Annotated in this window: 12 protein-coding genes; 9 read left to right on the forward strand and 3 right to left on the reverse strand. The window is 42.7% G+C overall.

What is annotated here, in order from left to right; genetic code table 11:
• Positions 1-136: 136 nt before the first annotated feature.
• From topA to ACH0QE_RS13765, 7 genes are all read left to right on the forward strand, one after another.
• The gene (gene topA / locus ACH0QE_RS13735; protein WP_415801175.1) at positions 137-2212 is read left to right on the forward strand and encodes a type I DNA topoisomerase; all 2076 of its coding nucleotides are present in this window, start codon (positions 137-139) and stop codon (positions 2210-2212) included.
• 294 nt (positions 2213-2506) lie between these two features.
• Entirely contained in the window at positions 2507-3814 is a 1308-nt protein-coding gene (gene trmFO, locus ACH0QE_RS13740) for an FADH(2)-oxidizing methylenetetrahydrofolate--tRNA-(uracil(54)-C(5))-methyltransferase TrmFO (protein ID WP_415801176.1), read from the forward strand.
• A 60-nt stretch (positions 3815-3874) separates the two neighbouring features.
• On the forward strand, positions 3875-4777 hold the full coding sequence (xerC, locus tag ACH0QE_RS13745; RefSeq protein ID WP_415801177.1) for a tyrosine recombinase XerC: 903 nt from the start codon (positions 3875-3877) through the stop codon (positions 4775-4777).
• 20 nt (positions 4778-4797) lie between these two features.
• Positions 4798-5340: an ATP-dependent protease subunit HslV gene (hslV, locus tag ACH0QE_RS13750; protein WP_041964480.1), complete on the forward strand. Its 543-nt coding sequence runs from the start codon at positions 4798-4800 to the stop codon at positions 5338-5340.
• Positions 5341-5359: 19 nt separating this feature from the next.
• Entirely contained in the window at positions 5360-6766 is a 1407-nt protein-coding gene (hslU, locus tag ACH0QE_RS13755) for an HslU--HslV peptidase ATPase subunit (RefSeq protein WP_415801178.1), read from the forward strand.
• Positions 6767-6894: 128 nt separating this feature from the next.
• On the forward strand, positions 6895-7674 hold the full coding sequence (gene codY, locus ACH0QE_RS13760; RefSeq protein ID WP_415801179.1) for a GTP-sensing pleiotropic transcriptional regulator CodY: 780 nt from the start codon (positions 6895-6897) through the stop codon (positions 7672-7674).
• A 319-nt stretch (positions 7675-7993) separates the two neighbouring features.
• Entirely contained in the window at positions 7994-9352 is a 1359-nt protein-coding gene (locus tag ACH0QE_RS13765; RefSeq protein WP_415801180.1) for an IS1182 family transposase, read from the forward strand.
• Positions 9353-9481: 129 nt separating this feature from the next.
• On the opposite strand, the gene ACH0QE_RS13770 is transcribed toward ACH0QE_RS13765, so the two are convergent.
• On the reverse strand, positions 9482-10420 hold the full coding sequence (locus ACH0QE_RS13770; RefSeq protein ID WP_415801181.1) for a magnesium transporter CorA family protein: 939 nt from the start codon (positions 10418-10420) through the stop codon (positions 9482-9484).
• Positions 10421-10599: 179 nt separating this feature from the next.
• On the opposite strand from ACH0QE_RS13770, the gene ACH0QE_RS13775 reads away from it, so the two are divergent.
• Both ACH0QE_RS13775 and ACH0QE_RS13780 read left to right on the forward strand, forming a co-directional pair.
• Complete coding sequence (locus ACH0QE_RS13775) at positions 10600-10863, forward strand: hypothetical protein (protein ID WP_415801182.1); 264 nt, start codon at positions 10600-10602, stop codon at positions 10861-10863.
• A gap of 91 nt (positions 10864-10954) precedes the next feature.
• Positions 10955-11614, forward strand: a complete 660-nt coding sequence (locus ACH0QE_RS13780) for a TrkA C-terminal domain-containing protein (RefSeq protein ID WP_415801183.1) — start codon at positions 10955-10957, stop codon at positions 11612-11614.
• A 13-nt stretch (positions 11615-11627) separates the two neighbouring features.
• On the opposite strand, the gene ACH0QE_RS13785 is transcribed toward ACH0QE_RS13780, so the two are convergent.
• Both ACH0QE_RS13785 and ACH0QE_RS13790 read right to left on the reverse strand, forming a co-directional pair.
• Positions 11628-12014: a DUF1284 domain-containing protein gene (locus ACH0QE_RS13785; protein WP_415801185.1), complete on the reverse strand. Its 387-nt coding sequence runs from the start codon at positions 12012-12014 to the stop codon at positions 11628-11630.
• 115 nt (positions 12015-12129) lie between these two features.
• Positions 12130-12792: polysaccharide biosynthesis C-terminal domain-containing protein (locus ACH0QE_RS13790; RefSeq protein ID WP_415801184.1), on the reverse strand; the 663-nt coding region annotated here is incomplete at its 5' end.

Raw genomic sequence — 12792 nt, forward strand, 5'->3', positions numbered from 1 at the left:
CTGTTATACATTTTGCATCAGGTATTTTAAAATCCCTAAGTTAGATGAAACCGTTTACTTGGAGGGTTAATTTGACAACTCTACGGTATGTTGATAATAATGAATGTAATTTTATACCTCTAAGGAGGACAATTGGATGTCGGATTTTTTAGTCATCGTTGAATCGCCTGCAAAGGCTAAGACGATTGAGCGTTATCTTGGAAAAAAATATAAAGTGAAAGCCTCTATGGGGCATTTGATAGATTTGCCTAAGAGTCAGATGGGAATTGATACAAAAAACAATTATAACCCTAAGTACATTACAATCCGTGGTAAGGGACCAGTTCTGAAGGAATTGAAATCTGCTGCGAAAAAAGCAAAGAAAGTCTATCTCGCGGCTGACCCCGACAGAGAAGGGGAAGCAATTGCATGGCATTTGGCCAAAAGTCTTGACGTTGATGTCCATTCTGATTGCAGGGTTGTATTTAATGAGATAACCAAGGATGCCATCAAGGAATCTTTTAAACATCCCAGGGCGATCAATATGGACCTCGTAGATGCCCAGCAGGCACGTCGTGCTCTGGACAGACTAGTGGGTTATAATATCAGCCCGCTACTTTGGAAGAAGGTCAAGAAAGGGCTGAGCGCAGGACGCGTCCAATCTGTTGCCTTAAGGATGATCATTGATCGTGAGAAGGAAATCGCTGCGTTTGTTCCAGAAGAATATTGGACAATCGGTGCGGAATTCCTGAAAGGAAAAAGTGCTTTTGAAGCTTCTTTTTACGGAATTGGCAAACAAAAAACTGAGTTGAAATCAGAAGATGATGTCAAAAACATCCTTAAACAAGTAAAGGGAAACAAATTCACTGTTGAGTCGGTGACGAAGAAAGAACGTAAACGTAACCCTGCACCGCCATTCATTACTTCTTCGTTGCAGCAGGAGGCAGCACGAAAGCTTAACTTCCGTGCCAAAAAGACAATGATGCTTGCCCAGCAGCTTTATGAAGGTATCGACCTTGGAAAAGAAGGCACAGTCGGTTTGATCACCTATATGAGAACGGACTCTACCAGGATTTCTGAAGTTGCACAAGGCGAAGCAAGGGAGTATATCACTGGTCAGTATGGAGAAAAGTTCATTCAAACAGAGGCAAGGAAAGAGAAGAAACAGTCCAATGCTCAAGATGCCCACGAAGCGATCCGGCCAACAAGTACAATGAAGGTTCCTGAGACGATAAAGGAATTCCTCTCAAGGGATCAATACAGACTTTACAAACTTATTTGGGAACGGTTCGTCGCGAGCCAGATGGCTTCCGCGATTATGGATACGATGAGTGTTGATTTAAAGAACGGTGAAGTTACTTTCCGTGCAACAGGCTCAAAGGTTAAATTCCCAGGCTTTATGAAGGTTTATGTAGAAGGTTCAGATGACCAGGTGGAAGAAAAGGATAAATTCCTTCCTGACCTAAAGCAAGGTGACGAGGTCACGAAGAAAGATATCGAACCGAAGCAGCACTTTACACAGCCGCCTCCAAGATATACAGAAGCAAGGCTCGTCAGGACGCTTGAGGAAATGGGGATTGGCCGACCATCAACATACGCTCCAACCCTTGATACTATCCAGAAGAGAGGCTATGTATCACTTGATAATAAGCGTTTCGTGCCGACCGAACTTGGCGAAGTGATCCATGAGCTTATGCTGGAATTCTTCCCGGAAATTCTTGACCTCGAGTTCACCGCCAAAATGGAACAGAATCTCGATAATGTCGAAGACGGGAAAATCAATTGGGTCAAAGTCATTGACGAATTCTACCGTGATTTTGAAAAGAATCTTGAAGTTGCGGAAAAAGAAATGCGAGAAATTGAAATCAAGGATGAACCCGCTGGGGAAGATTGTGATCAGTGCGGTTCACCGATGGTATTTAAAATGGGCCGCTACGGCAAGTTCATGGCCTGCAGCAATTTCCCTGACTGCAGAAACACCAAGGCAATCGTCAAGGAGATTGGGGTCAAATGCCCTAAATGTGAGGAAGGCAATATCATTGAGCGGAAGAGCAAGAAACGCCGGATATTTTACGGCTGTGATCGTTTCCCTGAATGCGATTTCCTTTCATGGGATAAACCACTTGCAAGGAAATGCCCTAAATGCGAAAATATGCTAGTTGAAAAGAAGCTTAAAAAGGGCGTCCAGGTTCAATGTACAGAATGTGACTATAAAGAGGAACCACAAAGCTAGAGTGAGCCCTTGGGCTCACTCTTTGATTTTTTTTTGCTGTTAATTGAGAATTTAACTGGATTGTGAAACTTTTTTCTTTCTTTTTCGTAAAGGAAAGTGCAAAATGGTACAGGAATCAGGGTAAAGTAAGTAAGATTGAGTATATAATAGAAGCTTTATGTCAAGGCAGATGTTATAATAATTCTTTTGGAAAGGCTGTTGCTTATATTTTGCCTGTTAAGATCCTAATAGACATGGAACTTGGATTAGAATAAGCAAACGCGTAACTTTTAATAGCTACTGGAGGAAATAGAAATGACTGAAGCTACAGTAAATGTCGTCGGTGCCGGCTTGGCCGGAAGTGAAGCTGCATGGCAGCTTGCCGAAAGAGGCATCAAAGTGAACTTATATGAGATGAGACCGGTAAAGCAGACACCTGCTCACCATACAGATAAATTCGCTGAACTGGTTTGCAGCAACTCTTTGCGTGCAAATACATTAACAAATGCAGTCGGTGTATTAAAAGAAGAGATGAGAAAGCTTGACTCTGTCATCATTGGAGCAGCAGACGCATGTGCAGTACCGGCAGGCGGAGCTTTGGCAGTAGATCGTCATGAGTTCGCAGCACAAGTTACGAGCCGTGTGAAGGAACATCCTAATGTTACTGTATTTTATGAAGAAATCACTGAAATTCCACAAGGGCCGACCATCATCGCTACAGGCCCATTGACAAGTCAGGCGCTTTCCCAGCAATTGAAGGAACTTACAGGGGAAGAATATTTATATTTTTATGACGCGGCAGCTCCTATTATTGAAAAAGACAGCATCGACATGGATAAAGTCTACCTGAAATCCCGATATGACAAAGGGGAAGCAGCATACCTTAACTGTCCAATGACAGAGGAAGAATTCAACCGTTTTTATGAAGCGTTGATCTCTGCTGAAACAGTTCCGCTTAAGGAATTTGAAAAAGAAATCTTTTTTGAAGGTTGTATGCCGATCGAGGTCATGGGCCAAAGAGGAAGGAAGACAATGCTTTTCGGACCGATGAAGCCGGTTGGGCTGGAGGATCCTCGAACAGGAAAGCGACCTTATGCCGTAGTTCAGCTACGCCAGGATGATGCTGCTGGAACACTTTACAATATTGTAGGCTTTCAGACTCATCTTAAATGGGGGCCGCAAAAGGAAGTAATCCAACTGATTCCTGGTCTGGAAAACGCTGAAATTGTCCGTTACGGTGTCATGCACCGTAATACCTTTATCAACTCACCTAAGGTTTTAAAAGCAACTTATCAATTCAGGAATAGGGAAGATTTATTCTTTGCAGGACAAATGACCGGGGTTGAAGGATATGTGGAATCAGCAGCGAGCGGCCTGATTGCTGGAATCAATGCTGCACGTCTGGTAAAAGGCGACGAGCCAGTGGAATTCCCGCATGAAACAGCAATGGGAAGCATGGCAAGATATATTACAACAACAAACGCGAAAAACTTCCAGCCGATGAATGCAAACTTTGGGCTTTTCCCTGATTTACCAGAGAAAATTAAGGCTAAACAGGAACGTAATGAGAAGCATGCTTCCAGAGCATTGGAAACAATTCAGAAATTTGTGAAAAATTTGTAATTTCTATTGCGAGGGCTATATAAATATGATACTATTTAGTAGCCCTTGTGAGGTGACGAGATGGAAGCAAATGTGAACAATTCTTTAAACTTATTTATTGAATATTTACAAATTGAAAAAAATTACTCACAATATACAATTGAACATTATCAACATGATATTAGGGAATTTTTTTTGTTCATGTCTGAACAAGGTCTGACTAGTCTGGGTGATATTGAGTATGCTGATACAAGGATTTACCTCACGAAATTATTTGACCAGCAGCTCTCCAGAAAGTCTGTCGCCCGCAGGATTTCATGTATGCGCAGCTTTTATAAGTTTTTGCTTCGTGAAAAAATAGTAGGAGATAATCCTTTTTCTCTTGTATCCATACCGAAACTGGAAAAGCGATTGCCAGATTTTTTTTATGAAGAGGAACTTTCTCAGCTGTTTAATGCATGTGAAACCGAAACTGCGATTGGGAAAAGGAACAAAGCCCTTTTGGAACTACTTTACGCTACAGGAATCCGTGTAGGTGAGTGCTGTAAAATCCAGCTGAAGGATATAGATTTATCCTTATCAACAGTTTTAATTCATGGAAAAAGGAAAAAGGATAGATATGTGCCTTTCGGAAGCTTTGCTCAGGATGCGATTGAAGACTACATAAAGAATGGGAGACCAGAGCTTCTGAAGACTAAAGATGATCATGGCCATTTGTTCTTGAATTTCCGGGGTGGGCCTCTCACAGACAGAGGAATTAGGGAAATCCTCAATAAGCTGATCGAAAAGTCTGCTCTGACAGTTAAAATCCATCCCCATAAACTGCGCCATTCATTTGCCACACATATGATGAGCAATGGAGCTGATATGAGGACAGTCCAGGAGCTAATGGGTCATGCGTTCCTGTCTTCAACGCAAGTATATACCCATGTTACGAAAGAGCACTTGCGCAATATTTATATGTCACATCATCCGAGGGCTTAAGCCAAAAGGAGGACGAAGGAATGTCAGAATTCCATGCCACAACGATATTTGCTGTTCAACATAAAGGCCAATGCGCAATGTCAGGCGATGGCCAGGTGACCTTTGGAAATGCTGTAGTGATGAAACACACAGCAAAGAAAGTCCGAAAGTTGTTTAATGGTAAAGTAATTGCAGGATTTGCCGGTTCAGTCGCAGATGCGTTCACCCTGTTTGAGATGTTTGAAGGCAAGCTTGAGGAGTACAACGGAAATCTCCAAAGAGCCGCGGTCGAACTTGCAAAGCAATGGAGAAGTGATAAAGTCCTAAGGAAGCTCGAGGCTATGCTGATTGTATTGAATGAGACCGATATGCTTCTTATTTCCGGAACAGGTGAAGTCATTGAACCTGACGATGGCATTTTGGCGATCGGTTCTGGAGGTAATTATGCCTTGTCTGCTGGCCGTGCATTAAAGCAATATGCTGGAGAACATTTAACAGCAAAAGAAATCGCGAAGTCTTCTTTGGAAATTGCTGCTGACATTTGTGTTTACACAAACCACAATATTATTGTGGAAGAACTGTAACAGAAAAGGAGTGTTGAGTGTGAAACAAACGACAAATTTAACTCCAAGGCAGATCGTGGAAAAGCTGGACCAGTATATTATCGGTCAAAAGGATGCTAAAAAAGCAGTTGCAGTAGCTCTCAGGAATAGATACCGCCGCGGCTTGCTCGCTGAAAATATCCGGGATGAAATCATCCCTAAGAATATCCTGATGATTGGACCTACTGGTGTAGGTAAAACAGAAATTGCCAGAAGGATGGCTAAGTTAGTTGGCGCTCCTTTCATCAAGGTGGAAGCGACTAAGTTCACTGAAGTCGGTTATGTTGGCCGTGATGTCGAATCCATGGTTCGGGATCTTGTTGAAACCTCAATCAGGCTTGTAAAAGAGGAAAAAATGGAGCGTGTAAAGGAACCGGCAGAAGAAAATGCAAACCGCCATCTTGTCGAACTTTTAGTTCCTTCAGCGAAAAAATCAGTGAATTACAAAAATCCACTTGAAATGTTGTTCGGTGGAAGCCAGCAGCAGCCTGAACAAGAGCAAAACCAATCAGAAGATTTAGGGTTATTCGAAAAGCGTAAAGTCATCAAGGAAAAGCTCGCAAAAGGCGAACTTGAGGATGAGTTGGTAACCGTCGAAGTCGAGGAGCAGACGCCTTCCATGTTTGATATGCTCCAGGGTTCTGGAATGGAACAAATGGGAATGAATATGCAGGATGCTTTGAGTGGCTTGGTGCCTAAGAAACGCAAGAAACGAAAGCTGCCTGTACGTGAGGCCAGGCAGGTATTAATCAATGAAGAAGCCCAAAAGCTGATTGATATGGATGAGGTAACTCAGGAAGCTACATACCGTGCTGAGCAGGCAGGCATCATTTTCATTGATGAAATTGATAAAATTGCCAGCAAGAATTCCGGTGGCTCCAGTGCAGATGTTTCACGTGAGGGTGTTCAGAGGGACATCCTTCCGATTGTGGAAGGATCGACTGTTAACACGAAGTATGGCCCTGTAAAAACAGACCATATCTTGTTCGTCGCTGCAGGTGCGTTCCACATGGCGAAACCTTCCGATCTGATACCTGAATTACAAGGGCGTTTTCCGATCAGGGTAGAGCTTACTAAGCTGACAGTTGAGGACTTTTACAGGATTCTTGTTGAGCCTGATAATGCACTTACAAAGCAATATGAAGCTTTATTGGAAACAGAAGGTATACAAATTGAATTTTCTGACGATGCTATTCGTAAGATAGCTGAAGTCGCTTATGATGTGAATCAGAATACCGATAACATCGGAGCGCGAAGACTGCAGACAATTCTTGAGAAGCTGCTTGAAGACCTGAGCTTTGAAGCTCCAGATATCAATCTGGAGAAGGTGGCAATCACTCCGCAATATGTAGAAGAAAAACTTGGCGCGATTTCAAGAAACAAAGATTTAAGCCAGTTCATATTATAATGGTTAATCGTTTTAATGCATACTCAATAGGGTAGACAAATAAGGACTGCTTATTGTGCTTAAGTATTGAAACTAGCCAGGATTAAAATAAATGTATTACTGTTTGAAGCAAATAGGAGGAAGAAACAATGGACTTACTATCAAAAACTAGAAAAATTAATGCCCTGCTCCAAAAAGCTGCCGGCAAACCGGTAAACTTCAAAGAAATGTCAGAAACTCTAAGTGAAGTAATTGAAGCTAACATCTTTGTTGTCAGCCGCAGAGGAAAGCTTTTAGGCTTAGGAATCAATCAGCAAATTGAAAACGAGCGTATGGTAAAAATGCTCGAAGACCGCCAATTCCCTGAAGAGTATACGAAAAATCTTTTCAATATACAGGAGACATCACCGAACCTGGATGTGGAGAGTGAGTACACAGCATTTCCTGTTGAAAACAAAGATCTTTTCAAAAACGGCCTAACAACAATCGTACCGATCATCGGCGGCGGTGAACGTCTTGGAACATTGATCCTTGCCCGTCTTGAGGAACAATTCCACGACGATGACCTTATCCTTGCAGAATATGGCGCAACCGTTGTAGGGATGGAAATCCTTCGTGAAAAGGCTGAAGAGATTGAGGATGAAGCACGAAGCAAAGCTGTAGTCCAAATGGCAATCAGTTCATTATCTTACAGTGAACTTGAAGCGATCGAGCACATCTTTGAAGAACTAAACGGAAAAGAAGGCCTGCTAGTTGCTTCTAAAATAGCTGACAGAGTCGGCATCACTCGTTCCGTAATCGTCAACGCACTACGCAAGCTAGAAAGCGCAGGCGTTATCGAATCTCGTTCCCTTGGAATGAAAGGAACCTATATCAAAGTATTAAATGACAAGTTCCTATTTGAACTTGAAAAGCTTAAAAGCAACTAAATAAATAATAAAAAAAATCCGCTGGGCTTCAGCGGATCCAGACTGTAGACAAACTCGATGAAAATCGTGTTTGTTTACAGTCTTTTTTAGTTTGGAGGAGAAACGGGGCTGTTGATTTCCCTTCCAGGCGCTTCGCTTTCCGCGGGGCCGGCGGTGAGCCTCCTCGCCGCCGTTGGCGTCTGCGGGGTCTCACCTGTCCAGCTGATCCCGCAGGAGTCTACGCGCCTTCCACTCCAATCAACAGGGCTTCTAAACTTAGGGTAGAACTATACCAAAGTCTATTTTAAAATAGAACCATATAACGCTTGAGGTGATGAAGATGCTTTCGAAAAATAATCCAATCCAACGAGATCAATTAGAGATGGTCGCTTTAGATGAACTTGTTCCTCAGGAACATCTAGTCCGCAAAATGGAAGCAGCCCTTGATTTTTCTTTCATTTATGACCTGGTGAAGGATGTATATTCGGAAATTGGGCGCCCAAGCATTGACCCTGTTATTTTAATTAAACTTACCTTCATTCAATATACCTTTGGCATTCGGTCCATGCGCCAGACCATTGCAGAAGTAGAAACAAACATGGCCTATCGGTGGTTTTTGGGTTATGGATTTCATGATAAAGTGCCCCACTTCTCCACCTTCGGGAAGAATTACGAACGCCGTTTTAAAGAGACCGATTTGTTTGAGCAGATTTTCTATCGAATCCTTAAGACTGCATCTGAAAAGAAACTAATCAGTGCCGAACACGTCTTTGTGGATTCAACCCATGTAAAAGCAAGTGCGAATAAGCATAAATTCGAGAAGAAAGTGGTACGGAAGGAGACACGAGCGTATCAAGAGAAACTCCAGGAAGAAATCAATCAGGATCGGGAAGACCATGGGAAGAAGCCTATTCCTCCTGAAAAGTTCGACAAGGAAGAATCGAAGGAAATCAAGGAAAGTAAGACCGACCCGGAAAGTGGGTATTACGTGAAAGATGAGCGGACCAAACAATTTGCCTACTCCTTTCATGCGGCATCAGACCGGAACGAATTTGTCCTAGGTACGATTGTGACGCCTGGTAACACGCATGACAGCCTGATCCTTGAGCCACTGGTAGAACAAGTGATAGAGAAAGTTGGAAAGCCTAATGCCGTTGCGGCCGACGCAGCCTATAAAACTCCGGCTATTACGAAGTTTCTGATGGAAAACGAAATGATCCCGGCTTTGCCTTATACCCGTCCACGGACGAAGGATGGCTTTTTCCGCAAATATGACTATGTGTATGACGAATTTTATGACTGTTACTTGTGCCCTGCCGGTGAGGTGCTGAAGTATTCCACCACCTCAAAAGAGGGGTATCGTGAATATAAATCCCCCAAGCATATCTGTGCCACCTGCCCGTTTTTAGCGCAATGTACAGAAAGCAAGGATCATCAAAAGGTGGTAACGCGCCATATCTGGCAAGAGTACGTGGAAGAAGCGGACCATTTGAGGCACAAGCCGGAAGTAAAAGAAATCTATGCGAAGCGCAAAGAAACCATTGAGCGTGTATTCGCAGATGCAAAAGAAAAGCATGGCATGCGTTGGACAACCCTAAGGGGGCTTAAAAAATTGTCGATGCAGGCGATGCTTACTTTCGCTGCCTTGAACTTGAAGAAGATGGCCAACTGGACATGGAGAAGTCCAGTAATGGCCTAGAATTAAAGCTAAGAGAGTCTATTTCCCATGAAAAATCCGCTGAAATTCAAAAAGGGGTTCGGAATGAGAACATTCCGAACCCCTTTTGTCGACAAACTGACTGCACCTTCAGCATGAAGGTGCAGTTTTCTATTCAAAAAACCTATTCTTCTTTTTAACTTTTAATATGTCTCCCATCCAGCCTTTTTTCTTCAAATAATAATAAACCATTATTGTACTTCCGATAATTAAAAAGCCGGCGAATGCATAGCCAAACTTCCATTTCAGCTCTGGCATGAATTTGAAGTTCATTCCCCAAAGAGCACCCCAGGCCATAACTGGCGTGAATAGAGTCGTCAAAACCGTCAAAGTCTTCATGATTTCATTCCCACGGTGGGTCGAGACCACTTCTTCCAAATTAATCATCGTATCAATGGCCTGCTGGTATTCATCCAGCAACATCCTAATCCGCTCTACACGGGTCACAACCCGACTGAATTCAGTTTGTTCATGGATGGATTTCCCATATGCTTCCTCCGCGATGAATTTCAGTTCCACAATCGGGACCACAAGGTTTTTCCAAACAAGAAGTTCATGCCGATTTCCATAAATACGTTCGAGTATTTCACGGTTGTTCTGTTCCTTCATTTCCCATAAAAGGTTATGAAGCCGCTCTTCGTAGCCATCAATCTTCTGTAAATAACTTGATAAAATCTCACCCAAAAGAATGAAAAAACCTTCAACTGCATTTTCTGCCTGATCCATTTGCTTATGGACTCTAATTGGACTTGTATCAAGTATGGAGAAATTAAAGTCCACCGTTATAAAGCTGTCCTTGCTGATGTAGAAATGAAAGATATTTTTCTCGCCTTTTTCTTCAATATCCTGTTGATACACAAGTGAGCCCCAAATAGATTCCTCCCCCCTTATCTCAGTATTAAGTTTGAGGAGGTTTTCTTTCGGGTCTTTTATATTCTCAATCCATTCTCCACATTGAGGGCTTAGAGATACTAGCTCCTTGACCTTTTCCTCTTCTCCATTCTCGTAATCAAACCATATCCAGTTTTCCTTATTAAATGTATGCTTCAATGGTCTCAGACCTTTCTATGTTAATCAACTATTAATCTTCCCTTTATAAGCCTGCTTGAAACTGTATGGCTAATACTTGGCAGATCTTCCATTATAAAAATGTTTCTTAGTTTTGTGCACCGGGTAAATGAGAGTATAGACAATAGAAAAGGCACAATTAATATAGGAGGGAAACAGTTATGCAAACCAAGACTAAAAATGCAGTCATGTTAGGCGCAGGAGCCGCAGCATTGTGGATGGCGATGAAACCTGAAAACAAAGAAAAACTAATCGGTATGGCTACAAAAGCAAAGGAAAAAATCATGCCATCAAAGACGGATGTCGTTCCAGTACAAAAAGCCGGGAACCCTGATCCGATGGACATTGAAGACAACAAGATGGTCAGCGAAGGCGCTATGTACGGAGTTAACTATTACAACGAGAATCTACAGGAACAACGATAAAAATGTCCGGGGAATTATTCCCCGGTCTATTTTTGTTTAAATCAAACCTTATCAACAAATACTAGGGTGTACGAGGGGGGGATGGATGTAATTGGGTATTCTCTTTATTTTTATTTATCTTTTCATTGTTTTTACTGTGATTGAGATTAACACATCGATTTTTGTTGCAACCGGGTTGGACAGAAAAATCGCGCGGTTCCAGGTCATTTCCATGCTTACCGGCACGGGTTTTACTACTGGCGAATCTGAATTGATCATCGACCATCCTGTTCGGCGAAGATTGGGTGCCTTTCTGATTTTGTTTGGGGCGTTCTCGCTTGCCGTCATTATCTCTGCTATAAGCAATCTATTAACCGACAACTTTTATACTATGGAAATAGCCTATATCGCGGGCGGACTTTTAGCCTTCTTGTTTATTTTAAGGACACCGGCAGTACAAAAGATGATGGGCACAAAGATGAAAAGCGCATTGAAGGAGAATTATGAGTTAGCAGACTTGCCAATCAGTGATGTTCTGTTGATGGACGAAGACGATGAGGTTCGGGAAATCGCTATAAAAGAAGATTCCCAATTTGCGGATAGGACGTTTGAAGAAATAGTGGACAAAGAGGATGATGTTATGCTCCTATTCATCAGGAGAGGCGAAATCAATATCCGCAACAAAGCATATGATACCAAATTGGAGCCTGGCGACAAACTAGTTTTATACGGCAATAACCCAAGGATAGAAGAAATATTTGAAAATGCCTGACACGATGGTTATATTAACCCTTACGCGTCAGGCATTTTTTATTTTCACGAAGTTCGGCTATCCCTTCCTTGCACACTCCATATGATAGCCATGAACAGTTTTTACAAAGAACATCAAGGTCATCTGGTTCAACCTTTTCCGCAGTCCAATTGACAAGCTCTGATTTCAAATAGCGTTCTCCCGGCACAAGACCCAGATGACGAATGACATTCCCATCCATAGTCAGCACATGTTCATTCGAACCCTCACTCGCCTCACAAATCTCAAGTCCCCTATGCGGACAGGACATACACGCATCATCGAATGCAGCGACCACTTTTATGTAAAAATCCTGCTGAGGATCACGTATATCTTTTACGATGCTTTCCATCTTCTTCACAAACTCTGGACTGTATCCCATCCCCCTGAAACCATGCACGCAGAGGAGATGATGCCCTCGCAGTACTTTTTCCACGCCATCACTCCTGAAAAAATTCATCTGTATAAATAATTCTGCGCAGAACTTTGTTTTCCTTTTAATATCTCGAATCTTTGATTATGCTCTTAGCCATCCAGGTAATGCCGATTTTTTTGCAAATCGTCAGGTAATGCAACAGCAAGATGACCATGCTGCCAGTATTCATGCCTACGATGACCCCTTCCATCCCCCAATCCGGTCTTGAGCCGACCAAGTAAATCAGAGAAAAGGTAACAACCGTTGCATAAACGGAGTGGATAAAGGCATCCTTCACCAATCCGAGTCCGATCAAAAAGGCCTGCATCGGGATCGTGAAGTAGTGGAACAAGAAGTATGGCGCCAGCAGCTGCAAAAAGACCGCCGCCTGTTTAGAATGAAAGAAGGTATTGGTCAGTGGCTCTGCCAGAAAATAAAAGGCAGTTACCGCTGGCAATCCATATAGCAGCGTCAACAGCATCACCTGCTGAAGCAGTTTTTGCAGCTTATAGAATTCTTTTTCCGCATAGGCCTTCGATACCGTCGGAATCAGGATGATCAGAAACGAATGGGCGATGAATGCCGGGAAAAATCCAATCGTCATCGCAATCCCCGCCATCATCCCAAATTGTTCCGTTGCCATTTCGGCTGAAAATCCTGCGCTGACAATCGCAAACTTTATCAGAAATGGCTGGACAGCATGCGTCAGGGAATGAAAAATCCTCAGCCCTGTCGTCGGCACGGA

It is taken from the genome of Mesobacillus sp., assembly GCF_047739415.1.
In the GTDB taxonomy this organism is placed as follows: domain Bacteria; phylum Bacillota; class Bacilli; order Bacillales; family Cytobacillaceae; genus Mesobacillus.